The organism is Pseudomonas sp. Gutcm_11s (assembly GCF_028649395.1).
GTDB lineage: Bacteria > Pseudomonadota > Gammaproteobacteria > Pseudomonadales > Pseudomonadaceae > Aquipseudomonas.
Window position 1 is genome coordinate 705,107 of sequence record NZ_JAQSUW010000014.1, and the last position, 24,277, is coordinate 729,383.

At 66.4% G+C, this 24,277-nt stretch carries 22 protein-coding genes; 6 read left to right on the top strand and 16 right to left on the bottom strand.

Annotated elements, in window-relative coordinates; all coding sequences use genetic code 11:
* The first annotated feature begins 83 nt into the window (after positions 1–83).
* A complete protein-coding gene (locus tag PTT45_RS14175) occupies positions 84–1,094 on the top strand; it encodes an AraC family transcriptional regulator (RefSeq protein WP_273814022.1) in 1,011 nt (336 codons plus the stop codon).
* A 3-nt stretch (positions 1,095–1,097) separates the two neighbouring features.
* Here the strand turns inward: PTT45_RS14175 and PTT45_RS14180 are convergent, their stop codons facing one another.
* The 6 genes from PTT45_RS14180 to PTT45_RS14205 form a co-directional block, all read right to left on the bottom strand.
* On the bottom strand, positions 1,098–3,146 hold the full coding sequence (locus PTT45_RS14180) for an LTA synthase family protein (protein ID WP_273814024.1): 2,049 nt from the start codon (positions 3,144–3,146) through the stop codon (positions 1,098–1,100).
* A gap of 125 nt (positions 3,147–3,271) precedes the next feature.
* A complete protein-coding gene (locus PTT45_RS14185; RefSeq protein WP_273814025.1) occupies positions 3,272–5,785 on the bottom strand; it encodes an efflux RND transporter permease subunit in 2,514 nt (837 codons plus the stop codon).
* Between the two features lie 21 nt (positions 5,786–5,806).
* Positions 5,807–6,877, bottom strand: a complete 1,071-nt coding sequence (locus PTT45_RS14190) for a WD40/YVTN/BNR-like repeat-containing protein (RefSeq protein WP_273814026.1) — start codon at positions 6,875–6,877, stop codon at positions 5,807–5,809.
* A 161-nt stretch (positions 6,878–7,038) separates the two neighbouring features.
* Positions 7,039–8,397, bottom strand: coding sequence for a DUF1329 domain-containing protein (locus PTT45_RS14195; RefSeq protein ID WP_273814028.1), 1,359 nt, complete (start codon positions 8,395–8,397; stop codon positions 7,039–7,041).
* 39 nt (positions 8,398–8,436) lie between these two features.
* Positions 8,437–10,494, bottom strand: a complete 2,058-nt coding sequence (locus PTT45_RS14200) for a DUF1302 domain-containing protein (RefSeq protein WP_273814030.1) — start codon at positions 10,492–10,494, stop codon at positions 8,437–8,439.
* Between the two features lie 115 nt (positions 10,495–10,609).
* Positions 10,610–11,170, bottom strand: a complete 561-nt coding sequence (locus tag PTT45_RS14205) for an RBBP9/YdeN family alpha/beta hydrolase (protein ID WP_273814032.1) — start codon at positions 11,168–11,170, stop codon at positions 10,610–10,612.
* Positions 11,171–11,464: 294 nt separating this feature from the next.
* Here PTT45_RS14205 and PTT45_RS14210 point away from each other — a divergent pair, with 294 nt between their 5' ends.
* Entirely contained in the window at positions 11,465–12,481 is a 1,017-nt protein-coding gene (locus PTT45_RS14210; RefSeq protein ID WP_273814033.1) for an AraC family transcriptional regulator, read from the top strand.
* A gap of 16 nt (positions 12,482–12,497) precedes the next feature.
* Here PTT45_RS14210 and PTT45_RS14215 read toward each other — a convergent pair whose 3' ends face one another.
* The 10 genes from PTT45_RS14215 to PTT45_RS14260 all read right to left on the bottom strand — a co-directional run bounded on the left by PTT45_RS14215 (position 12,498) and on the right by PTT45_RS14260 (position 21,106).
* Positions 12,498–13,229: a hypothetical protein gene (locus PTT45_RS14215; RefSeq protein WP_273814034.1), complete on the bottom strand. Its 732-nt coding sequence runs from the start codon at positions 13,227–13,229 to the stop codon at positions 12,498–12,500.
* Positions 13,230–13,412: 183 nt separating this feature from the next.
* Complete coding sequence (locus tag PTT45_RS14220) at positions 13,413–14,042, bottom strand: CoA transferase subunit B (RefSeq protein WP_273814035.1); 630 nt, start codon at positions 14,040–14,042, stop codon at positions 13,413–13,415.
* 2 nt (positions 14,043–14,044) lie between these two features.
* Positions 14,045–14,740, bottom strand: a complete 696-nt coding sequence (locus PTT45_RS14225) for a CoA transferase subunit A (RefSeq protein WP_273814036.1) — start codon at positions 14,738–14,740, stop codon at positions 14,045–14,047.
* Positions 14,741–14,786: 46 nt separating this feature from the next.
* Complete coding sequence (locus tag PTT45_RS14230; protein ID WP_273814037.1) at positions 14,787–15,797, bottom strand: YeiH family protein; 1,011 nt, start codon at positions 15,795–15,797, stop codon at positions 14,787–14,789.
* Positions 15,794–15,952 (bottom strand): hypothetical protein, encoded by a 159-nt coding sequence (locus tag PTT45_RS14235; protein ID WP_273814038.1) that lies wholly within the window; start codon positions 15,950–15,952, stop codon positions 15,794–15,796. The genes PTT45_RS14230 and PTT45_RS14235 overlap by 4 nt, the downstream gene beginning before the upstream one ends.
* Positions 15,949–16,611 (bottom strand): DsbA family oxidoreductase, encoded by a 663-nt coding sequence (locus tag PTT45_RS14240; protein ID WP_273814039.1) that lies wholly within the window; start codon positions 16,609–16,611, stop codon positions 15,949–15,951. The genes PTT45_RS14235 and PTT45_RS14240 overlap by 4 nt, the downstream gene beginning before the upstream one ends.
* On the bottom strand, positions 16,608–17,939 hold the full coding sequence (locus PTT45_RS14245) for an MFS transporter (RefSeq protein ID WP_273814040.1): 1,332 nt from the start codon (positions 17,937–17,939) through the stop codon (positions 16,608–16,610). The genes PTT45_RS14240 and PTT45_RS14245 overlap by 4 nt, the downstream gene beginning before the upstream one ends.
* Before the next feature lie 219 nt (positions 17,940–18,158).
* Positions 18,159–19,214 (bottom strand): 3-keto-5-aminohexanoate cleavage protein, encoded by a 1,056-nt coding sequence (locus PTT45_RS14250; protein WP_273814041.1) that lies wholly within the window; start codon positions 19,212–19,214, stop codon positions 18,159–18,161.
* A gap of 52 nt (positions 19,215–19,266) precedes the next feature.
* Positions 19,267–20,115, bottom strand: a complete 849-nt coding sequence (locus PTT45_RS14255; protein WP_273814042.1) for a TauD/TfdA dioxygenase family protein — start codon at positions 20,113–20,115, stop codon at positions 19,267–19,269.
* A 10-nt stretch (positions 20,116–20,125) separates the two neighbouring features.
* Positions 20,126–21,106 (bottom strand): quinone oxidoreductase family protein, encoded by a 981-nt coding sequence (locus PTT45_RS14260; RefSeq protein WP_273814043.1) that lies wholly within the window; start codon positions 21,104–21,106, stop codon positions 20,126–20,128.
* 179 nt (positions 21,107–21,285) lie between these two features.
* On the opposite strand from PTT45_RS14260, the gene PTT45_RS14265 reads away from it, so the two are divergent.
* Genes PTT45_RS14265 through PTT45_RS14280 form a run of 4 tightly spaced genes read left to right on the top strand, consistent with a single transcriptional unit; the run spans position 21,286 to position 24,264 of the window.
* Positions 21,286–21,681, top strand: a complete 396-nt coding sequence (locus PTT45_RS14265) for a DUF3302 domain-containing protein (protein ID WP_273814045.1) — start codon at positions 21,286–21,288, stop codon at positions 21,679–21,681.
* A 3-nt stretch (positions 21,682–21,684) separates the two neighbouring features.
* Entirely contained in the window at positions 21,685–22,644 is a 960-nt protein-coding gene (locus tag PTT45_RS14270) for an HlyD family secretion protein (RefSeq protein WP_273814046.1), read from the top strand.
* 12 nt (positions 22,645–22,656) lie between these two features.
* Positions 22,657–23,466 carry a polyphosphate kinase 2 gene (gene ppk2, locus PTT45_RS14275; protein WP_273814047.1) on the top strand — a complete coding sequence of 270 codons (810 nt, stop codon included), beginning with the start codon at positions 22,657–22,659 and terminating at the stop codon, positions 23,464–23,466.
* Positions 23,467–24,264: a CHAD domain-containing protein gene (locus PTT45_RS14280; protein ID WP_273814048.1), complete on the top strand. Its 798-nt coding sequence runs from the start codon at positions 23,467–23,469 to the stop codon at positions 24,262–24,264.
* Positions 24,265–24,277 lie beyond the last annotated feature (13 nt).

Genomic DNA, 24,277 nt, shown 5'->3' on the forward strand with positions numbered 1-24,277 from the left:
TTGCGGATGAACGGATGCTACCCACTCGCCACAGCCTGGTTTATGGCATAGTCGGCCAATAAATTGTGACTTTCGGACAAAGCATGGCCCGCCCCCGTCGCAGCGCCGTCAGCGTGCAACTCCTCACCCAGTACGGTCTGGACCTGGGCCTGAGCCTGGACGTCTGCCTGCAGGGCACAGGCCTGGACTGGGGCCTGCTGGCCGACCCCGGCGCCGAGGTGGACGCCGAGCAGGAACTGCGCCTGGTGCGCAACCTGGTGCAGGCCTGTGACAACCGCACAGGCCTGGGCCTGGCGCTGGGCCGCCGCTACCGCCTCAACAGCTATGGCATCTGGGGCTTCGCCCTGCTGGCCAGTCCGACCTTCCGCGCCGCCGCCAGCCTGGGCCTGCGCTACCTCGACCTGACCTACGCCTTCCACGGCATGCGCCTGGAGGAGCAGGACGAAGAAGTACACCTGCTGCTCGACGACCACGACGTGCCCGAGGACCTGCGCGGCTTCCTGCTCGAGCGTGACCTCTCCGGCATGCTCCAGGTGCTGCGTGAGCTGTGGCAGCGCGACCTGCCGATCCTGCGGGTGGAACTGCGCCTGCCGGAGCCGGCGGACCCGGCGCCCTACCTCGGGGAAATCGGCCAGCTGCCGCGCTTCGCGCAGGCGCACAACCGCTTCGTCTTCCCCCGCCACCTGCTCGACCTGCCGCTGGCCGGTGCCCATCCGCAAGCCGCGCAGCTGTGCGAGGAACAGTGCCAGCGCCTGCTGGCCAAGCGCAGCCAGGACGACGGCCTGGCCGGACGCATTCGCGCCCTGCTGCTGGCGCGCCCCGGCCGGCTGCCGGACATGGAACAGGTGGCCGCCAGCCTGCACATGAGCTCGCGCACCCTGCGCCGGCGCCTGGACGAGGACGGCAGCAACTTCCGCCTGCTGCTGGATGAGGTACGCCAGGCCCTGGCCGAGGAACTGCTGGCCACCGGCGGGCTGACGCTGGAAGAGATCGCCGAGCGCCTGGGCTACGGCGAAGTCTCCAACTTCATCCACGCCTTCAAGCGCTGGAAAGGCGTGACGCCGCGCCAGTTCCAGCGCGGCGCGGTCACCTAGGTCTTACTCCTTGCGCGCCGCCGCTCCTGCCGCATCACGCACGCCGGTGGTGTTGCGCAGCAGGCTCTGGGTAGCAACCTGGAGGAAGGCTTCCAGGCGCTTCTGCAGCTCCGGCTGCTGTGCATCGCCCTGCAACACCTCGACCTTGCGCTCGGCCAGCTGGTAGCGATACAGCTTGGCCGGCATGTCCTTGGGCTGCACCAGGATCCTGTCGCCATCGACGATGGCTACCGTCTGGTCGCTGCCCGACGGCTTGATCACGCCGAAGCCCTGGTCGCCTTGCGGCAGGCTGAGCAGGTCACGCCCCCAGCACTGGTGGCGGGTGCTGCCACCGAGGCGGCCCATGATGGTCGGCACCACGTCGATCTGCGTGCCGACGGTGTCGCGCCGCTCGCCGAACTGCTCGCGCACACCCGGGCCGATCAACAGCAGCGGCACGTTGTGGCGGTACAGGTCCATCTCGGTGAGCTGCTCCGGGCTACCGAAACCGTGGTCGCCGACGATCACGAACAGGGTGTCCTTGTAGTACGGCGACTTCTTGGCTTTCTCGAAGAACTGCCCCAGCGCCCAGTCGGAGTAGCGCATGGCGGTGAGGTGCTCGTTGTGCGAGCCACGGTCGGTCACCGGCGCCACCGGCAGCTGCTCCGGCAGCGCGTAGGGGGTGTGGTTGGATAGGGTCTGCAGCAGTGCATAGAACGGCTTGTTCGGGTCCAGCTTGTCCAGTTCGACGGCGGCGCGGTCGAACATGTCCTGGTCGGACACGCCCCAGGTCGGATCGATGAACACCGGGTCGACGAAATCCTCGCGGCCGATGAAGTTGCGCATGCCCTGGTTGCTGAAGAAGCCGGACTGGTTATCCCACTGGAAGTTGCCGTTGTAGACGTACAGGTCGTCGTAGCCGCGGGCGCTGAGCTGCTGCGGCAGGCCGGAGAACTGGTGGCTGCCCTCGGGCATGCGCATCAGGTACTCGAAGCTCGGCAGGTTGGGGAAGCAGGCCATGGTGGCGAACATGCCCTGGTGGGTGTGGGTGCCGTTGGAGAAGAAACGGGTGAACAGCAGCCCCTCCTGGCTCAGGCGGTCGAAATTCGGCGTGATGTCGGCATCGCTGCCCAGCGCGCCGACCCAGCGCCCGGCGAAGCTCTCCATGAGGATCACCACCACATGCTTGGCCGGCAGCACACCACTTTGCGGCGGGGTGAAGTCGCGGCGCACCGCGGCGCTGCCCTCGTCCACCAGTACATCGTTCGCGCCGAGCAGCATCTGACGCACTACCGGCAGCGCCTCGGCGTCCGGCATGGTGGATTTCCAGGCGTTGTCGCGGTGGTCGGAGAAGCTGTTCTCGGCGGCATCGAACAGGGTCAGGATGCCGTTCAGGCCGAGGTGGTTGGCGAAGATCGAATCGGTGGTATAGGCGTCGCCCCAGCGCAGTGGCGGGCCCTGCTTGAGGGTGCCGCGCGCGGCGATCACCGCCAACAGCAGGCAGATGAAGAACACCGCGAAGCGCTTGTACCAGGCCATGACCGGGCGGGCCTGGCGCGGCCGGGTGATGTGTTCGATCCAGTTGAACAGCATGACCATCGCCAGCGTACCCAGGGCCCAGGCCAGCAGGTAGCGGGCCACCGGGAAGCCGTTCCAGAGCATGCTGGAGACGGTGCCCAGGTCCTCTTCCATGTACTGGAACACCAGGCTGTTGAGGCGCTGGTGGAACTCGCGATAGAAGTCCATCTCGGTGATGCCGAGCAGCAGGGCGATGCTGGCGGCGATGCTCAGCCACACCACATGAGCACGCCGCGCCGCCATCGCCCGCAGGCTGAGCAGCGACAGCAGCAGCGGCGCGACGATATAGACCACCACGCGCAGGTCGAAGCGCGCACCGTTGAAGAAGGCCTCCAGCAGGTCACTGCTGGAGGTGTCGCCGATCAGTTCGGAGTTGTGCTGCAGCAAAGCCAGGCGCAGGGCCGAGAACATCAGCAGCAGAAGTAGCGTACAGGCGAGGGTGAAAGCGAGATGACTGCGCAGGCTCGGCTGCAGTCGGGCGTCCATGGAATGCATGACGAAGGGCGTCCTGAGTCGGTTGAGCAAACGCGAATTGTTGTCGACGCCAGGTGAAAATTCCGTCGAAACGGCAGATTCCCTAGCGCCTGCTCAAGCGACTGCGTACGCCCGCGGCAGGGCGACTAGTGCCCTGCCACCCGGCGCTGCTCCTCCTGCACCTCGCCACGCCCGGCGGACGCGGTGCGCCCGAACGGCCAGCCGATGATCGAGGTGCGCGGCTTCTGGCCGACGTTGCGCAGCAGGAAATGCGACAGCGCCGGGATCAGGATCAGCGCACCGAGCATGTTCCACAGCAGCATGAAGGTCAGCAGCACGCCCATGTCGGCCTGGAACTTGATCGGTGACCAGGCCCAGCACACCACACCGGCAGCCAGGGTGATGCCAACCAGCGCCACCACCCTTCCGGTGAAGGACACTGCGCTGCGGTAGGCGTCGCCCAGGCTGCGGCCCTGGCGCTGGTAGTGCAGCTGCACGCTGAGCAGGTACAGCGCGTAGTCCACGCCGATGCCCACGCCGAGGGCGATCACCGGCAGGGTCGCCACCTTCACGCCGATGCCCATGGCCACCATCAGCGCCTCGCACAGCACCGAGGTGAGCACCAGCGGCAGCAGAGCCACCAACATGGCGCGCCAGCTGCGGAAGGTGATCAGGCAGAACACTGCCACCGCCAGGTACACATACAGCAGCATGCTGCGGTTGGCCTCGCGCACCACCAGATTCGTCGCTGCCTCGATTCCGGCGCTGCCGGCAGCCAGCAGGAACTGGCGATCCTCGGTGCTGTTCTCCTTGGCGAAGCGCTCGGCGATGGCCACCACGCCGTCCAGGGTCTCGGCCTTGTGATCCTTGAGGAAGGCGATCACCGGCATCAGCGAGCACTGCGTGTTGAACAGCTCGGGCGCATTCACCGAGGCCTGCTGGGCGGCGTAGTTGAGCACGTCCTGGTTGCGCTGCAGGCTGGCCATCTTCGGGTTGCCCTCGAAGGAGCCGGCGGTGATCTGGCGCACCGCATTGACCAGCGACATGGTGGTCTGCACGCCCGGATGCTGCTGCAGCTCCCAGGCCAGGCGGTCGGCCAGCACCAGCGTGCGGTAGTTCAGGCAGCCTTCGGGGCCGGTCTTGATCATCACCGCGAACAGGTCACTGGATAGCGCGAAGTGGCTGGTGATGTAGGCGTTGTCGAGGTTGTAGCGCGAGTCGGCGCGCAGCTCCGGGGCGCCGCGGTCGAGGTCGCCGATCTTCAGTTGCAGGCTCACGGCGAAGCCGGCCAGGCCGAGTACGGCCGCCAACAGCACGGCGCCAGTGGCCCACTTCGACGTGGTGAAGCGGTTCAGGCAATCCCAGATACGGCCGAAGCCACGGTGCTGCTTGCCCTGGTCGTCGATGCGCAGGGCGCGCTCGGCAGCCTTGGCACCGACGCCGACATAGGACAGCGCCACCGGCATCAGCAGCAGGCTGGTGAATACCAGCACGGCCACGCCGATGCTGGCTGCGATGGCCAGGTCCTGGATCACCGGGATGTCGATCAGCATCAGCACGGCGAAGCCCACGGCATCGGCCAGCAGCGCGGTGACACCGGCGAGGAACAGGCGGCGGAAGGTGTAACGCGCGGCGATCAGCCGGTGGGTGCCGCGGGCGATGTCCTGCATGATGCCGTTCATCTTCTGCGCCGCGTGGGACACGCCGATGGCGAAGATCAGGAACGGCACCAGCACCGAGTAAGGGTCGATGGCGTAACCCAGCCAGGCGACGATGCCCAGCTGCCAGACCACCGCCAGCAGCGAACAGCCGATCACCAGCAGGGTGCTGCGCAGGCAGCGGGTATACAGCAGGATGATGGCGAAGGCGGCGACCACCGCCAGGGCGAAGAAGGCCATGACCTGCAGCAGGCCGTCGATCAGGTCGCCGACCAGCTTGGCGAAGCCGATCACCCGCACCTTGTAGGAGCCCTCGCCGTCGGCGCCGACATTCAGGCCTTCGACCTTGCTGCGCAGCTCGTCGAGGGTCTGGGCGAAGGTGTAGTAGTCGATGCCATGGCCGGTGGCCGAGTCCTTGTCCAGCAGCGGCACCACCAGCATGCTCGACTTGAAGTCGTTGGCCACCAGGCTGCCGACGATGCCGGCGCGGCCAATGTTCTGCCGCAGCTGCTCGATGCTCGGCTGGCTGCCGTCGTAGCCATCGGGCATCACTGTGCCACCCTGGAAGCCCTCCTCCGTCACCTCGGTCCAGCGCACGCTGGGCGCCCACAGCGAGCGCAGCCAGGCGCGGTCCACGCCCGGGGTGAGGAACAGCTCGTCGCTGACCTGCTTGAGCACGGCCAGGTAGGCCGGGTCGAAGATGTCGCCGTCGCGGTTCTCCACCACCACCCGCACCGAGTTGCCCAGGCCGCGCAACTGGTCGCGGTTGTCGAGGAAGTTGCGGATGTAGGGCTGGCTCTGCGGCAGCATCTTCTCGAAGCTGGGGCGCAGCTCCAGGCGGGTCAGCGCCATGTAGCCGAACAGCACGGAGAGCCCGGCGATGATGGCGATGAAGCAGAGACGATGATTGAACAGCAGGCGCTCGAGGAAATTGCCGCTGTTGCGGTCGAAATCGCGCAGGTCGCGGATCACCGGCATGCTGTCTTGTTTGATGTTGCCCATGATGGCTTCTCGTTGATCTCGTTAAGGCAGGCGCTGGGTGCGCATACCGCGGCTGCCGACCAGCACCAGGTCCTGGTCGCTGGCGAAACCGGCGCCAGTGACCGGCGCCAGGTCGCTCTGCGGCAACAGCTCCAGCGCACTGCCGTCCGCCGTGCTGCGCAGCGCATGGCCAGCCTGGCTGAACAGGTGGTAACGCCCGGCACCGTCCAGCAAGGCGGCGGTGATGCTGCTCTGCAGGCCGCTATCCAGTGCACTCCAGTTGGCACCGCCGTCGGTGCTGCGCCACACATGGCCGCGCAGGCCGTAGACCAGCAGCTCGCGCCCCTGGCCGATGACGCCGAAGAAGCTGCCGCTGTAGGGGGTCTGCAGGGAGGTGAAGCGCTGTTGCGCCTCGTCCCAGCGCAGCAGCAGGCCCTGCTCGCCGGCGATGTAGGGCACGCCGTCGACCGCGCTGATGGCGTTCAGGTGCAGGCCCTGGGGGTTGTCGGTGCGCTCGCCGAATGGCTGCCAGTGACGGCCCCCATCCTCGGTACGCAGGATCAGGCCGAACACGCCGACGGCGTAGCCCAGCTGATCGTTGGCGAACCAGACATCGAGCAGCGCCTTGTCGGCGCCCTCCTCGACCATCCGCTGGGCCTCGGCCAGGCGTGTCGCCCACTCTTCGCTGGCCGGCTCGGCGGCGGCTAGCGCCGCGTAGTGCTGCTGCATCAGCGCGCCGATCTGGCGGCCGTCGAGCTGCTTGTTCCAGCTGACGCCAGCATCGTCGCTATGCAGGATCACGCCATCATGCCCCACCGCCCAGCCCGCTCGCCGGCAGGGAAAATAAACCGCAGTGAGGTCACTGCTGACCGGCACCCGCGCCTGCTGCCACAGCTCGCCACTGACGCCGGAATAGAGGATATGGCCGCGCTGGCCTACCGCTACCAGGCCTTCGCCGCTGTGCGCCACATCGTTGAGCGGCGCGCGCTCGGCCAGCGCACTGTTGCTCGCCGGCAGGTCCAGCACATCGATGAACTCGCCCCGTGCGCCACCAGGCAGCGCGCCCAGCAGCAGGCCCAGCAGAGGGAACAGGACTCTGTAGAAATCAATCATGGTCAATCTCGGCAATAAGGTTGCACCGCGGGCACGGGTGTCATGCCCGGCGGCGCCGGATCAATCTCCCGCCGTACCACACCGGCCCGACCGCTGGACGGCTGACGTATCCGTCCAGGGGGAATCCGGGGGTACTGGTGGCGGGAACTGCGACCCGAAACTCAGCGGATACCGGCGCCAGCCAGCGATTCCGGTGCCCATTGCGACTTGGCCAGGGCGTCGATGTAGCGGATGCCGCCGTACGGGCCGACCACGCCGTTGATGTTGTAGGAGCCGCCGACCAGGTCGTAGATCATGAACGGCGTGGAGTCCGGCACGCTCTTGTCGTAGCTCTGGCTGAGGAAGGCGAAGGAACCGCGATAGAGCTGGCCACGAGCGTCGTACTGGTCGGAAGCCAGAGCCACCCAGCTGTCCTCATCGAGGTAGAAGCGGCGCTTGGCGTAGATGTGGCGCTCGCCCTGCTTGAGGGTGCCCTCGACTACCCAGACGCGGTGCTTCTCCCAGCGCACCAGGTCCGGTGCCAGGTGGTTGGGGGTGGTGATGGCCTTGGCCTCGGGGGCGTAGGTCAGGCGGTAGGTGTTGTAGGGCACGATCATTTCCTGCTTGCCCACCAGCTTCCAGTCGAAGCGGTCCAGCGCGCCGTTGAACACGAACACGTCGTCATAGGTGCCGGCGCCTGCGGTGCCCGGGTTTGGCGTGTCGTAGGCAAGATTCGGCGCCAGCTTCACCCGACGCACACCCGGCAGGTACTGCCAGGCACGGCGCGGTTGCTGCAGCGGGTTGGCGGCGTCTCGCAGCATGATCGCTTCGCCGGCGCGGCGAGCCGGGCCGGTGTAGTAAAGCTTCATCTGGTAATAGGTGTCGGCCGCACCGATCGGCTTGTTCATGTCCTGGTAGATCGGGTAGCTGATGTAGGCCTGGCCGGTGGTGGCCAGGCTGGCCACGCCGGCGGCGTCGACGTTCCAGGAGTCGTACTTGGAGTTGATGGTCACGCCCTGGTAGCGCAGCAGGAAGTTCCACATGGCCTCGGCGCCCGACTGCGGGATCGGGAATGGCACGCCCGGCAGCACGTTGTCGACGGCCAGGCCGCCCTCCAGCACCTTGGCGCCGATGGCGTTCTTCACGCTGTTGTCCAGCACTGCCTGGGGCATAGCCACGGTGCGGTGGGTCGGATACAGCTCGACGCGGAAGCTGGGGAAGCGCTTGGCCAGCTCCACGGTGGTGGCGCTGAGCTGGTCCTTGTACTGCTCGACGTTCTTGCCGTCGATCACCGCCAGCGGCTTCTCGCCGGCAAAGGGATCGGGACGCACGCTGTCACCGGCCTTGAAGGCCGCCGGAGCCTGGGTCAGGCCACCGGCATAGGCGGGAATCGAGCCATCGGCGTTGCCGGAGACTTCGGCGCCGACCTGGGTCAGGCTGCTGCCGAGCTTGGCCGCTTCATCGGCGGAAACGGCGGCGCTGGCCTGGCCGACGATGGCCAGGGTGAGTGAGGCGGCCAGTACGGTATGCACGAATTTCATCTTGTTGTTCTCCTGCTCAGAGGCTGGGCAATTCGTGGATCAGAAAGTGGTTTTGAAGGTCAGGTAGACGGCGCCGCGGTCCTCGCCGGTGGCACCACCGCCGGAGAAGGAGGAGTAGCCGCCGGCGTAGCAGGCGTAGTTCTCATTGGCGCTGAAGGCGTTGGGAGTCGAGCCATCGCCGCTGCCACCACTCGGATCGGCAGCCAGGGCGCTATAGCCACTGTCCTCGCACTTGTCGGAGTCGCCGAAGGAGTCGACGTACTTGAGGTCGACGAAGTACTGGTTGTAGATCGCAGCGCCGACACCGATCGAATAGTTGCCGGTGTCCTCTGCGCCACCGGCGGCGACCGGGGAGACGCCGTCGATGCCGACGTTGATCGACATCGGCGCGCTCAGGTCAACGCCCGGGAAGACCTGGTACCAGGTCGGGGTGAAGTTGACGGCGATGCCCCAGTTGTCGCGGGTCGGCTTGTCGATGCCGCGGTAGCTGTCTTCGCCCTTGTACAGCGCCTCGTTCTCGTCATCGAGCTTGAGCAGGTTGCTGTAGTACAGCTCGCCGAGCAGGGTCGCCGAGTCGAACAGCGGGGTGTCGGCAATGGTCATCAGGCCGTTGATGGTCCAGTGCAGAGTGTCGCCGGTGGCGCTCATGCTGTCGCCGTCGTGCGGGTTGCCATACACCACGCCGCTGGCGGCGGTACGCGCCGGCAGCAGGCCGAAGCCGTTGCCCAGGCCGAACGGGCTGTCCGAGCTGAGGATGGCCGGGATGCTGGCCAGCGGCATGTTGTGGCGGATGTTCAGGTCGCTGCCGACGCTGATACCGCCGACATCCTTGGACAGGCTCAGGCCGAAGATGTCGATATCGTCGCTGTAGGCAAACTGGTAGGTGGTGGAGCTCAGCGAGTTGAGCAGGTTGACGTTGGCCCGCAGCGCCGCCGGGGCGCTCGGCATGCTGCCATCCGGGTTGAGGATGGTCATGCCTTTGGCGTTCAACCAGGCCTGCGGCAGGATGTCGGAGGTGCGTCGGTAGTAAGCGCCCAGGGTGCCGTCCAGCCACTGCGGCGACCACTTGGCCATGACGCCCCAGTCGCCACTGTCGTTCGGGGTCAGGTCATCGCCGCGACGCACGTTGGTCAGCGCGCTGCACGGTGCCAGGCCGCAGGCCGGGTTGCCCAGAGCATCGTTGCCCGGTGCGCCGTTGGTGTTGCCCAGCAGGAAGGACTGGGCGCCGAAGCCCACCAGATCCGAGGTGCCGTAATAGGTGCCGGCTTCCGGCAGGCGCGCGGCGTTCCAGTCGAAGAAATACTGGGCCGCGATGGTCAGCTCCGGATTGACGGTGAACGAGGTGGAAATCTGGTTGCGCGGGACGAACAGTTCCTTGGCCTCGGTGCCGGGCGACGAAGCCAGCTTGGCCAGGTCCAGGCCGGACTGGCCATAGCTCATCGAGTGCACCGGGTTGAGGATGGTCTCGCCCCAGTAGACGTTGTGCTGGCCGGCCTTGACGCTGAACAACGACTCATCGCCAATCTCGGTGCTGTAGAACACGAAGGCGTCGAGAATCTCGCCGGAGGGGCCGCTGTAGTAGCGCTTGGCATAGCGGCTCAGGTGCGCGCTGCCGTTGCCGACGTTGTCGTTGCTGACATTGGCACCGAAGGGCGCGCCGCCATAACCCAGACGCGGGTCGTTGGCGGCCAGGCCGGAGGTGGCGCCGTTGCCGTTGACGAAGGGATTGGAGTTGGAGCCTGTGTTGTCGTAAGCCTTGTCGTACCAGCTGGCGGCGCTGACACGGAAGCCCATGCGGTTCAGGTACACCACGTCGAGCTCGGTGAGCAGGTCGACGCGGTTGGTGATGTTGGTGCCGGCCTTGCGGAAGTTGTAGTCGCCGTCGTTGTTGTTCGGCGTGCCGAGCATGCGCGAATCGGCGCTCTCGGCGCGCACACCGTAGTTGTACTTCACTGTGTTGTCGAAGCGCACGGACCAGTCGGGATGGCCGGTGTCGACTTCGAAGGCCTGCGCGGCCGGTACCGAGGCCAGCATGATGGCCGTGGCCAACAGGCTTCTGTGCAAGGGATGACGCTGCTGCTTTTTATTGTTGTGCATTGCGTTGGCTCCGCATTGTGTTGACTTACTGCATGTGCAGCCGCGGCCAGTGCCGCAGCTACGGATGGGGTTGGGCTTCCTTGTCGGTTCGGGTCTGCTGCGTGTTCTGTGGGGTTCAGCCGAGCAGTGCGTTGATCAGCACTTCGGCCTGTGGCCACTCGCCGAAACCCGAGGCCGGGTTGAGGTGGCCGACCGGGCCGAGCTCGACCAGGTTGCTGGCCCAGTCGTCGGCCATCGCATGCACGGCGGCGAGGCTGGCCAGGTGATCGTTGCTGCTGGCCGCAACGATGCTGGGGAATGGCAGCGGGCCGCGCGGCAGCGGTGACCAGCCGTTTTCCTCGAGCACCTGCGGGCTGGGATATTGCGGCGGCCATTCGTGGTTCATATCTGGCGGGGTCACCAGCAGCGCACCGAGGATCGGCCGCGAGTGACGCGCAGCCCAGTGCACTGTCATCAGCACGCCAGCACTGTGGGCGACCAGCACCACCGGCCCGTCGATACGTTCCAGCTCGCTCTGGATGGCGGCGACGCGGGCGTCCAGAGCGAGCTTGTCGTGCTCCAGCGGCGGCACCGTGCGGCAGTTGGGCAAGCGCGCGGCGAGCAGGGTCTGCCAATGGTCGGCGACGTGGTCGCGCAGGCCGGGAACGATGAGAACGGTGAATGTTTTGCTGGCCACGCCGGGCTCCTGACTGCCGTTGATTCCGTGGCGCATGGGCGCCGGGTTGAGCAGACAGTAGAGGTCGCGACCTCGGCGACGCTTCACATTAGGCGTCAGCCATTTCGCAATTCATGACATGGCTCGACGGGCCAGGTGTTTGGCGCGGAGCAGTCGCCCGCCGCAGCCCTGCTAATCTGAGCTCTGCGGACCCGATTTTTCATTTCATGACAGCCCCGTGACCCTGGTCACGGGCTTGCGGCATCATGCGCCACGGTCGTCACAAGCGGCCGTGTCTGTGAAGGAACTAGAACAATGACAACACTGGTTCGCGCAGCGGTACTCACCAACTACCTCGAGGTGGCCCAGCATCTGGGACTCAAGCCTCAGGCGCTGCTCAACGATGTGGGCCTCAGCAAGACCCTGCTGCAGGACCCTGAACACCGCATTCCGATCGACGCCGCCGTGCGCCTGCTGGAAGAGTCGGCCGTGGCCAGCGGCTGCCCGACTCTCGGCCTGCGCATGGCCGAGTCACGCCAGCTCTCCGACTTCGGCGCGGTCAGCCTGCTGCTGACCCACCAGCGCACCCTGCGCGACGCCCTGCAGGTGGTGGTGCAGTACCGCCACCTGCTCAACGATTCGCTGGCCATCTTCATCGAGGAAGCCGGCGGCATGGTGATCATCCGCGAGGAAGTGGTCACCACCACCAGCCTCAACTGCCGCCAGGCCAACGAGCTGGCCATCGGCGTGATGTACCGGCTGTGCGCGGCCCTGCTCGGCACGCACTGGCGGCCGATCAGCGTGTGCTTCACCCACCCGGCCCCGGAAGACCTGCAGGTACACCGCCGGGTGCTCGGGCAGAAGCTGGAGTTCAACAGCGAGTTCAACGGCATCGTCTGCCACGCCGCCGACTTCGACGTGCCCAACCCGCAGGCCGACCCGGCCATGGCGCGCTACGCCCAGCGCTTCCTCGACTCGCTGGCGGCCGAGCAGGAAACGCCGCTGATGTTCGAGGTGCGCAAGGCCATCTACCTGCTGCTGCCCATGGGCCGCGCCACCATCGAGCAGATCGCCATGGCCATGGGCATGAACGTGCGCACCCTGCAGCGACGCCTGGAGGAGAACCAGGCCACCTTCAGCGACCTGATCAATGGCGTGCGCCGCGACCTGGTGCTGCGCTACCTGGAGAACCCCAACTACTCGCTCGGGCGCATCGCCGACATGCTCGGCTATTCGATGCCCAGCTCATTCACGCGCTGGTTCATCGGCCAGTTCGGTATGCCGCCGGCGGCCTGGCGCAGCGAGCACGGCGGTGCGCGCAAGGAGAAGTAGCCGCGCGGGCGCTTCTTCAGCGCGCGCCCTGCTCCGCCGCCAGTGCCAGCTCATCCAGGTCCAGCACCGCGCGGCTGAGGTAGAACTCGGCGCCGCCACCCTCCGCCGAGCCCTGACGCAGCTGACGCTGTACGAAGCGGTAGCTGCCACGAATCTTGCCCAGGGCGGCCGCCTGCGCCGGTTGCTCGGCTAGCAGCCGGTCGAAACGCCGTTCGATATCGCCCTCCAGTGCCATCCGCTGCTCATCCGCCAGCAACCAGCCCTCGCGTTGCGGTAGTGGGTAGTGGTGCAGCTGATGATCGAGCAGCAGGCCTGCCAGGTCGCGGCTCTGCTCGCCAAATGCCTGCGCCGGCGCGCCCATGCGCCCGACTTCGCGGGCCACCGCTTCACCCAGCTGGCGGCGCTGCTCAAGCAGCCTCACGACCAGTTGCGGATAGCGCTGCCGCTGGCTGCGCGGCAGACCGTCCAGCTCGCGGAACAGGTCCTGCATCACCAGCAGGGGCTGCATCAGTTCCGCCGGCTGGCCCAGCTGCAGGGCGTCGGTCTCGAGAGTGTTGAGGTGGTGGAACACCGCGGTGAGCAGGCGTGGGTCGGGATCACGTTCACGCGGGTCGAAGTACAGCATGGCGCTGGCACAGAGCAGGCGACTATGGCTGTCCAGCTCATGCAGCTGGCGCAGCGCCTGGGAATCGGCATGAACAGGCAGACAGAACAGGCAGAGCAGGTACGGCAGAACAGTCCTTCGCATCGTCCTTCCTCGCTTCTTGTTGTTATTGCGTACCGCCTCCGGGAAAAAATGCGAACGGCCCCTGGAGCGGCAGCCGTCGCACAAAACCGGGGGCCAGGCCCCGGTGGCCCACACCACACCCCGCCATGGAGTAACGGGGTGCAGCAGACACTCTGCCGGGCCGCATCGCCCGGCCTGCGCGGCTCAGCGCAGGATGGTGCAGCCGGTAGCCGCCTGCAGCTGGTCGAAGTCGACGCCGGGCGCCATCTCCACCAGCTCTAGACCCGCGGCGGTTATGTCCAGCACAGCCAGGTCGCTGATGATGCGGTCGACCACGCCGACGCCAGTCAGCGGCAGCGAGCAGCGCTCGAGGATCTTCGCCTCGCCGTCCTTGGCGCAGTGCTCCATCAGCACCACCACGCGCTTGACCCCGGCGACCAAGTCCATGGCGCCGCCCATGCCCTTGACCATCTTGCCGGGGATCATCCAGTTGGCCAGGTCGCCGTTCTGCGACACCTGCATGGCGCCGAGCAGGGCCAGGTTGATATGGCCGCCACGGATCATGGCGAAGCTCTCGGCGCTGTCGAAGAAGCTGCTGCCGGGCAGCGTGGTGATGGTCTGTTTGCCGGCGTTGATCAGGTCCGCATCGACCTCCTCCTCGCCCGGGAACGGGCCGATGCCGAGCAAGCCGTTCTCGCTCTGCAGCCAGACCTCCATACCCTCGGGGATGTAGTTGGCCACCAGGGTCGGCAGGCCGATGCCGAGGTTGACGTAGAAGCCGTCCTGCAGCTCGGCGGCGGCGCGCTGCGCCATTTCTTCGCGGGTCCAGGCCATGCTCAGCTCCTCGTGGTGCGCATCTCGATGCGCTTCTGTGGGTTGGCGTTGAGTACCAGGCGCTGCACATAGATGCCCGGCAGGTGGATCTCGTCCGCGGCCAGCTCGCCCACTTCGACTATTTCCTCGACCTCGGCGACGCAGACGCGGCCGGCCTTGGCGCACAGCGGGTTGAAGTTGCGCGCGGTCTTGTTGAACACCAGGTTGCCGGCACGATCGGCCTTAGCGCCCTTGATCAGCGCGAGGTCAGCGGTCAGCGAGCGCTCCATCACGTACCAGTCGCCGTCGAACTGGCGGGTCTCCTTGCCCTCGGCGATCTGCGTGCCGTAGCCGGTGCGGGTGAAGAACGCCGGGATGCCGGCACCGCCGGCGCGCAGCTTCTCGGCGAGGGTGCCCTGGGGGGTGAACTCCAGCTGCAGCTCGCCGGCCAGGTACTGGCGCTCGAACTCCTTGTTGCCGCCAACGTAGGAGGAAATCATCTTGCCGATCTGCCGGCTGTACAGCAGCGGGCCGAGGCCGAAGTCGTCGACCCCGCAGTTGTTGCTGATGATGGTGAAGCCGCGCTTGCCGGTCTCCCCCAGCGCCGCGATCAGCGCCTCGGGTATGCCGCACAGGCCGAAGCCGCCGGAGGCGATGCTGATGCCGTCCTCCACCAGCCCCGCGAGCGCCGCCTGGGCGCTGGGGTAGATCTTGTTCATCGACTGTCTCTCTCGGGTTGTGCCGGCCGCGAGGCCGGCGCGCATGTCACAGGCCCCAGTGCAGCAACAGCAGCACCAAAACGACCAGGAAGATGGTTTCGCCGAGCATCAGCAGGATCGGCTTGATGCCGACGCTGGCCAGCTCCTTGAGCTGGGTCTTCATGCCCAGGGCGGCGATGGACACCACCAGGCACCAGCGCGACAGCTCGTTGACTCCGCCCTGCACCAGCGCCGGCACCCAGCCGGTGCTGTTGACGCAGGCCAGCACCAGGAAGCCGACGGCGAACCAGGGCAGCAGTGGCGGACGCTTGCCGCCGCCCTCCGCGCCCTGCAGGCGGGTGACCATGGCGGCCACAACGATCACCGGCAGCAGCATGGCCACGCGCATCAGCTTGACCACCGTGGCGGTGTCGCCGGTCTCCGGCGACATGCTGTAGCCGGCGCCGACCACCTGGGCCACGTCGTGGATGGTGGCGCCGAGGAACACCCCGGCGACCTGCGGCGACAGGCCGAAGGCATTGGCGATCATCGGGTAGAGGATCATCGCCAGGGTCGACAGCGCCGACACACCGATCACGGTGAACAGCGTGGCCTTTTCCTTTTGCGGGTGGTTGGGCAGCGCGGCCGCCAGGGCCAACGCCGCCGAAGCGCCGCAGATGGCGGTGGCGCCGCCGGTGAGCATGCCGAAGATGCGCTTGAAGCCCATCAGCCGCGCTGCCAGCACCGAGGCGGAAATGGTCACCACCACCAGGATCACCACCAGCGCCAGCGGCTTCCAGCCCAGGGCGGCGATCTGCTCCAGGGTGATGCGCATGCCCAACAGGGCCACGCCGATGCGCAGCACGGTACGCGCGGTGAACTCGATGCCGGCCTTGCACTTGCCCTCGCCGGCGAGGAAGTTGAGCGACAGGCCCAGCAGCAGAGCGAACAGCATTACCGGCGCGCCGTAGTGCTCGGATAGGAAGGTGGCGGCCGCGGCCACCACCAGGCTGACGCTGATGCCCGGCGCCAGCTCGCGGGCGCGGTCATTGATCTGGGTAAGGGCGATGGCGCTCATGGCGCGGAATCCTCGCTGACGATGGTGACGCGCTCGCCGTCCTTCTCCACCAGATAGGTGGCGACCTTGAGCTTGTCGGAGTTGAGCTGGTAGCCCGTCGCGCACTGGCCTGCCGCCGGCACGTGAGTGGCCGGCACCGGATGACGCCGGGTCATGCCGGCAGGCCCCGGCGCTCGGGCAGGTTGAGGGCCTCGCGCATGCCGCGCAGCAGCAACTCCGCAGGGTGCGCGCCGGATAGCGCCAGCTGCCCCTCGAAGACGAAGTGCGGCACGCTGCCCTGGCTCTGGGAGCTGCCGACGAAGGGACGGCCGTCGCGGTACAGCGCGCGCACCATCTCCTCGCGTGGGTAGCCGCAACCCTCGGCGATGGCCAGCAGGGTGTTGGCGTCCCCCAGATCCTCGGCGTACTGGAAGTGCGCGGCGAACAGACGTTCCAGCAGGCGGTCATGCTGCTCCGCCGTGCCCAGTTCGGCGGCATGGCGCAGCAGGCGATGGGCGTCCGCGGTATTGGGCATGCGCTCGATCCGCGAGAAATCGAAACTCAGCCCCACCGCCGCCGCGGCCTCCTGCACCTGGGCCTGGCGCAGGCGTACCGCCGTCTCGCTGCCCAGGCGCCGGATGTAGAACTCGTCGAACGGCTCGCCCTCGACCGGCAACTGCGGCAACAGCTGCACACCCTGCCAGTCGATACTCACCGCCTGCAGCGGCATCACCTGCTGCAACTGCACCACGGCGCGCTTGAGCTGGCGTTTGCCGATCAGGCACCAGGGGCAGACGAAGTCGAAGGCCACGTCGATGCGTAGTGCCTGGTTCACGGCTGTGCCTCCAGCATGGCCTCGGCGGGCTCATCCTTGCCCTGCTCGCCACGTAGACGGGCGATGTCCTGCAGGTAGTGGCAGCGGGCGTAGAAGAACACCGCGGCGGCGGCGATGCTCACCAGCGGTACCAGCTGGAAGGCGGTGTGCAGGCCGAACAGATCGGACAGCTTGCCGGTAATGAACGGCCCCGGCGCCAGCCCCAGCAGGTTGTTGGCCAGGGTCAGGGTAGCGAAGGCGGTGCCGTGCACCGAGTAGTGCGTCAGGTTGGCCACCATGGCGCCGGACGGGCCGGTGGTGCCGGCGGCGATCAGCATGCCGAGGGCGATCAGCAGCAGCTGCAGCGGCCCGGCCGACAGGGCGAAGGCCAGCGACAGCAGCAGGCAGCTGCCCAGGCAATAGGCGATGGCCAGGGCGATCTTGCGCTCCGGGGCGTTGCGGCACAGGCGGTCGCTGAGCATGCCGCAGAGGATCATGCCGGCGCCGCTGCACAGGACGATGATGCCGGCCAGCGCACCAGCCTTGTCGGTGCCCATCTCGTAGTAGCGATTGAGGTAGCTGGGCATCCACACGATCACGGTGCCGCCGACAAACAGCTGCAGGCCGCTGCCGACATAGGCGGCGATCACCGAGCGGCTGCTGTACAGGGTGCGCAGCGGCCTGGCGGCCTTGTCCGCGGCCAGTCGCGCCGCATCGGCGAAGCGCTTGGGCGATACCCGCGCCTCCTTCACCACCAGCGGGTAGACCAGCGCCAGCAGCAGGCCGAACAGCGCCATGCCACCGAAGGACCAGCGCCAGCCCAGGTGCTGGGCGATGGCGCCGCCCAGGGCCATGCCCAGCACCGAGCCGAACATGCCACCGGCCATGAAGGCGCCGGTCAGGGTGGCGCGCATGTGCTTGGGAAATACCGAGAGCACCACGGCGATGCCGACGCTGCCGTAAGCCGCCTCGCCGACGCCGACCAGGAAGCGCGCGACGAACATGTGCTCGTACTTCTCGGCCAGGCCGCAACCAAGGGTCGCCAGGCTCCACAGGATGGCCATCAGGGTCAGGCTGCGCACCCGGCCGAAGCGGTCGGCAAGCAGCGACAGGGGGAACGTCAGCAGGCCTACCATCAGTGCGACTATGCCGCTGAGCAGGCCCAGCTGGCTGTCGGACAGTGCCCACTCGCTCTTCAGCAGGGGGAACACGGCATTGAGCACCTGCCGCGACATGTAGTCGGAGATCAGCAGACCGAAAGTCAGGGCGAAGACCACCCAGGCGTAGCTGCGCGGAATGCCGGCCGAGGTATCGACCTCGTCGCTCGCGGGGCTGTGATGAAAGGCCATGCTGCCTCCTCGTTCTGTACTGCTAGTTATTGTTGTAGGTCGTTTTCGACGACTCTCGGCAAAGACCTCCCGAGCAGCCCGGTGGGGCCGTCGTTGCTCCGCAGGTGGCGCGCCCGGATCGTGGCCGGTGCGCCGCCTGCGGCAGAGGTCTTTGCCCAACGTCCTCGCTGTACGCGGCACGGCGACCCCCGACCTGACCTGCGGGGGCCGCCGGCATCCTCAGCCGTGCTTGCGCAGGAAGCCCTGCTGACCGCCCTTCGGGTTCGGGGCGAAGCCGTTGGCGGCCAGGGTTTCTTCAACCGTGTCGTAGAACACGCCGATCTTGAGGATCTCGCGGGCTTCCTTGCCGTTGGCGACCGGGCGACCGATCTCTTTGGCGATGCGCACCAGCTGCTCGATCTGCTCGACGGAAGTCATCTTGCGCGAGCGATCCTGGGTCCAGATGTTGTCCTCGATGCCGCAGCGCACGTGCAGGCCCATCGCCATGCCCATCACGTTGACCGGCAGGGTATTGAGCATGGTGCTCTCCACCGTGAGCATGGTTCCGTCGGGGATGGCGCGCAGGAAGTTGGCCATGCTGTAGATATGCGGCTGGTCCATGCCGCCGCCGATCGCCACCCAGTTGCACACCAGCGGACCCTTGTAGACGCCGCGACGGATCAGGCGCTCGACCGACTCGTAGCTGTTGATGTTGTAGAACTGGAAGGCGCTCTGGATGCCGGCGGCGCTCAGGCGCTTGACGTGTTCCTCGATGAAGCCCGGGCCGGACGGCACGATCATCTCGCGGTAGGCCTCGTAGGTATCGCTGCCCATGGAGGTGCCCGTGTAGTCGCGCACATCCATCTGCTCGATGACGTTCATCTGCGTGGTGTTGACCGTCACCGTGACCTGGTCGGGCTTGGGGTCGAGCTCGGCGAGCATGTGCCGGGTGTCGTCGTGCAGCCACTTCGCCGCCGCGCCGTCTTCCGGCGGCGCGAAGGAGATGGAGCCGCCGACCTGGATGATCATGTCCGGCACCGCCTCGCGCACGCCGGCGATCAGCTCGTTGAACTTGGACAGGCGCTTGGAGCCCTTGCCGTCCAGCTCCCGCACGTGCAGGTGCAGTACGGCGGCGCCGGCCTCGTAGCAGTCGACGGCCTTCTGGATCTGCTCTTCCATGGTCACCGGAATGTCTTCCGGATAGTCCGAGGGGAACCATTCGGGGCCGTAAGGGGCCGCGGTGATGACGAGCTTGTCCTGGTTTTCAGGGAAGAGAGAACCGTCGAGGAAGTTCATGCCTGTTGCCTCAGATATTTATTAGTAGATGGCGCGAATGGGATGTTTCGACTCAGTAGGTCTTGTCGCCGATGATGCCGGCGCGCTCCATCTTGCGATGGCACGGCGGGTAGTCCATGACGGCGTAGTGCTGGGTGCTGCGGTTGTCCCAGATCGCCACGCTGTTGGGCTTCCAGCGCCAGCGCACCTGGTACTCCGGGATGTAGGCCTGGCTGACCAGATAGCGCAGCAGGTCGCTGCCGCCCATGCTGTAGTCCTGGCCGTAGCGCACATGCTCGGGGGTGTGGAAGTTGGTCAGGTGGGTGGCGAAGGCGTTGACGAACAGCACCTTCTCGCCGGTTTCCGGATGAATGCGCACCACCGGGTGCTCGGCATCCGGGAACTGCGCCTTCAGCGCCAGGCGCTTCTCGATCGGCATGGCCGCGCCGAAGCTGGCCTCGATGCTGTGGCGCGCGCGCAGGCCGGCGATGCGTTGCTTCACCTCTTCCGGCAAACGCTCATAAGCCAGCGCCATGTTCGCCCACATGGTGTCACCGCCCACTGGCGGGCATTCCACGCAGCGCAGCACGCAACCCATAGGCGGCGCCTCGCGCCAGGTGGCGTCGGTGTGCCAGGCGTTCTCGTAGCGGTCGTTGGGCACTTCCGGCGATTTGTAGATGCGCACCAGGCCCGGATGCTCCGGGTCGCTGCCGGCTACCGGGTGGTCTTCCAGCTCGCCGAAGCGGCGGGCAAAGGCCACGTGCTCGGCACGGCTGATGTCCTGGTCACGCAGGAACAGCACCTTGTGCTTGAGCAGCAGCGCCTTGATCTCGGCGAACAGGCCGTCGTCGCGGGAGGCATCGCCCAGGTTGACGCCGCTCAGCTCGGCGCCGATGGCGCAGGTCAGTTGTTCGACTCGCATGACGGCCTCCTCAGATGATGAAGATCGACGAACCAGTGGTCTTGCGCGACTCCAGGTCGCGGTGTGCCTGCACCGCGTCCTGCAGGGCGTAGTGCTGGTTGATCTCGATGCGGATCAGGCCGCTGCCGACCAGACCGAACAGCTCCTCTGCCAGCGCGGCCTTCTCCTGTGGCTCGGCGATGTAGTCGGCCAGCGCCGGGCGGGTCATGTACAACGAGCCCTTCATCGCCAGCAGTTGCGGGTCGAACGGCGGGATGGTGCCGGAGGCGGTACCGACGCAGACCAGCAGGCCACGGCGCTTGAGCGAGTCCAGCGAACCCATGAAGGTGTCCTTGCCGACGCTGTCGAACACCACGTCGACGCCACGCCCACCGGTGAGCTGGCGTACGCGCTGGGCGACGTCCTCGTGGCTGTAGTCGATCACGTGGTCACAGCCGTGGGCACGCGCCACCTCGGCCTTGGCCACGCTGGACACGGTGCCGATCACGGTCAGGCCGAGCAGCTTGGCCCACTGCGAGACGATCAGGCCGACGCCGCCGGCGGCAGCGTGCAGCAGGATGCTGTCGCCCTCACGGAAGGCATGGATCTTCTTCATCAGATAGGCCGAGGTCAGGCCGCGCATGGTCATCGCCGCGGCGGTCTCGAAGGCGATGGTCTCGGGCAGCTTGATCAGCGGCGCGGCCGGAATCAGGCGCTCGGTGCTGTAGGCGCCGAGGGTGTTGATGAAGCCGGTGTAGGTGACCCGGTCACCCACCGCCACGTTGTTCACCCCCTCGCCCAGCGCCACCACCACGCCGGCCGCCTCCACGCCGATGCCATTGGGCAGCGGGATCGGGTAGGTACCGTTGCGGAAGTAGGTGTCGGCGTAGTTCAGGCCCACGGCGACGTGGCGAATGCGTACCTGGCCCGGGCCGGGGTCGCCGACCTCGACGTCCTCGTAGCGCAGTACTTCCGGACCCCCGGCTTCATAAAAACGGACGGCTTTGGCCATGCCTGTTCTCCAGTCTTGTTATTAGCCACCAATAGCGTGGATCGGACTGTAAAACCGGCCTCCGCGGGGTGCTTCTCATCGCACGACAGGGGCTTTTCATTTCATGACATAGCGAAGCGTGGCGACCCTCGACTTACCCTGCTAGCCTGCTGGGAGCGAGCAGATATCAGGGGGCTGGGATGCTGGACTACGTCGCGTTGGGGATTTTGATTTTCGTTGGCATAACACTGTTCTACGGGGTGATCGCGATCCACGACATCCCTTACGAGATAGCGGTACACCGCAAGCATCCACAACAGGATGCGATTCACGTGGCGGGCTGGATCAGCCTGTTCACCCTGCATGCCATCTGGCCGTTCCTGTGGATCTGGGCGACCCTCTACCGCGAGGATCGTGGCTGGGGCTTTTCCAGCACGGCACAGGCCGCCGCAGCGGCGGACGACCCGCGATTACAGGCACTGGAGCAACAGCTCGGCGAGATGCAGATACGCCTGGCCGCGCTGGAAACGCCTACGTCACCACCACCGATCGAAACGACGCCGGCAGCGCCAGAACTGCCGCGGCAGGAGGGCTGAGCCATGGATCTATTGCTCATCCTCACCTACACCGCCATCTGCGTTGCCATCTTCAAGATCTTCAAGATCCCGCTGAACAAGTGGACGGTGCCGACCGCCGTACTCGGTGGCGTGGTGATCATCGGCGCGCTGATCTTCACCATGAACTACAACCACCCCTACTCCGAGGTGTCGCGTAGCTACTTCGTCAGCACGCCGATAGTGCCGGCCGTGAGCGGCATGGTGATCGAGGTGCCGGTCAAGGGGCACCAGATGCTGAACAAGGGCGATGTGCTGTTCCGCCTCGACCCGACGCCTTTCGAGAGCAAGGTCAAGTCGCTCAAGGCGCAACTGGTCTCGGCCCGTGCTGATCAGTCCCGTGCCTCCGAGCTGGCTCGGCGCAACGTCGGCAACCGCCGCGACGTCGACCTGACCACCGCTCGGGTGGAAGACCTGCAGGCGCAGATCATCGGCGCCCAGTACGACCTGGACAGCACGGTGGTCCGTGCGCCTTCGCGCGGCTACGTAACCCAGGTATCGCTGCGCCCGGGCATTCGCGCGGTGCGGATGCCGCTGCGCCCGGCCATGGTCTTCGTGCCGTTCGAGGACTACTCCTACGTCGCCTGGATGCGCCAGAACAGCCAGCTGCGCCTGACCCTGGGCGATGAGGCGGAGATCGCCTTCGACGGTATCCCCGGCGAGGTGTTCAAGGCCAAGGTGAAGATGGTGCTGCCAGTGATCGCCGAGGGCCAGGTACAGCCCAGCGGAAACCTGATCGGCTTTACCGGCTCGCCGCCGGCCGGGCGCGTCCCGGTAGTGCTGGAAGTCATCGACCCCAGGTTCGACGAGTACCGCGGGCTTATGCCCGGCGGTGCCTATGGCCAGGCGGCGCTGTATTCCGAGCACTTCCACCACGTCGCGATCATGCGCAAGATTCTGCTGCGCATGTCGTCGTGGATGAACTACTTCTTCCCCTTCCATTGATGGAATACGGAAATGCCTAAAAAGAAGGAAAAGCAGCCGGTTACCGAACCCCTCAAGCGCAAGGTCTACGAGGACGAACTCAAGCATCTGCACGTGGAGCTGGTGAAGCTGCAGCAGTGGGTGGTGGCCAAGGGGCTCAAGGTCTGCGTCATCTTCGAGGGGCGCGATGGTGCCGGCAAGGGCGGCACCATCAAGGCCATCACCGAGCGGGTCAGCCCGCGGGTATTTCGCGTGGTAGCGCTGCCGGCGCCGACCGAGCGGGAGAAGACCCAGATGTACGCCCAGCGCTATCTGCAGCATCTGCCGGCGGCCGGTGAAGTGGTGATCTTCGACCGCAGTTGGTACAACCGCGCCGGCGTCGAGCGAGTCATGGGCTTCTGCAGCGAGGAGCAGAGCCACAAGTTCCTTCAGGTGATCCCTCTTTTCGAGAAGATGATGGTCGAGTCCGGCATCATCCTCATCAAGTACTGGCTGGAAGTCAGCGCCGAAGAACAACAGCGCAGGCTGGAGGATCGCATCACCGACGGCCGCAAGATCTGGAAGCTGTCGCCGATGGACCTCAAGTCGTTCGGCCGCTGGGACGACTACACCCGCGCCCGCGACGATATGTTCGCCGCCTCCGACTCCGCCTGGGCCCCGTGGTACATGGCCCACTCCGAGGACAAGCGGCGTGTGCGGCTGAACATCATCAGCCACCTGCTCAGCCAGATTCCCTACGAGGACCTGACCAAGGACAGCAAGATCGAGCTGCCCAAGCGCGGCAAGATCGGCCGTTACAAGAGCCCGCACTACCCGTTCCGGCTGGTCGAAGAGCGCTTCTAGGTGTCCCGCCTGGTCGACTCGCTGGTTGCCTCGCTCATCACGCAACAGGTTGCCATGCTGCACGCCGGCCTGCGCCTCGAGGCCGGCAGCGACGACGAAGCGCTGCACGACCTGCGCATCGGCGTGCGCCGCCTGCGCAGCCTGCTCACGCCGCTGCGCCGGGCCGCCGATTTGCCGCCCTTGTACGAGGCCGCCGCCGCACTCGGCACGCTCAGCGCCCCGGTGCGAGACCTGGAGGTGCTGGCCGCCGAACTCGAAGAGCGCGGCTATGCCGAACTGGCCAGCGTTCGCCGCGAACACCTGGCAGACCGCTATGCCGCCATTCTCGACAGCCACGAACTGCAGCGCCTGCTGGCCCTGCTCGACGCCTGGCCCGGCGAGCTGCGGGACGCCCAGCGGGATGGCGAACTGCGCCGCCTGAAGGCACGGATTCAGCGCCATCTGCACAAGCAGGCAAAGCGCCTGGCCAGCGCCCTCGCCACGCCAGGCTATGACCGCCACCGCCTGCGCCTGCTGGTCAAACGCGTGCGCTACGCCGCCGAGACCTATCCGCAGCTATCCGACCTGTCCAAGCGCAGCCTCGCATCACTCAGGGCCACCCAGTCGGCCCTGGGCGATTGGCACGACCACTTCCAGTGGTGCGCGCGCATCGCCCACGAGCCCGATCTGGAGCCCCTGCGTGCACACTGGCAACAGTGTGCGGAAGCGGCACTGGCCACAGCGGAAAAGACCCTGAAGGATCTGAGCAAGGCACTGAAGAAGGACGGCTATACATCCCGAGTGCTCTCGCCCAGCTGACCTATGCTTGGCT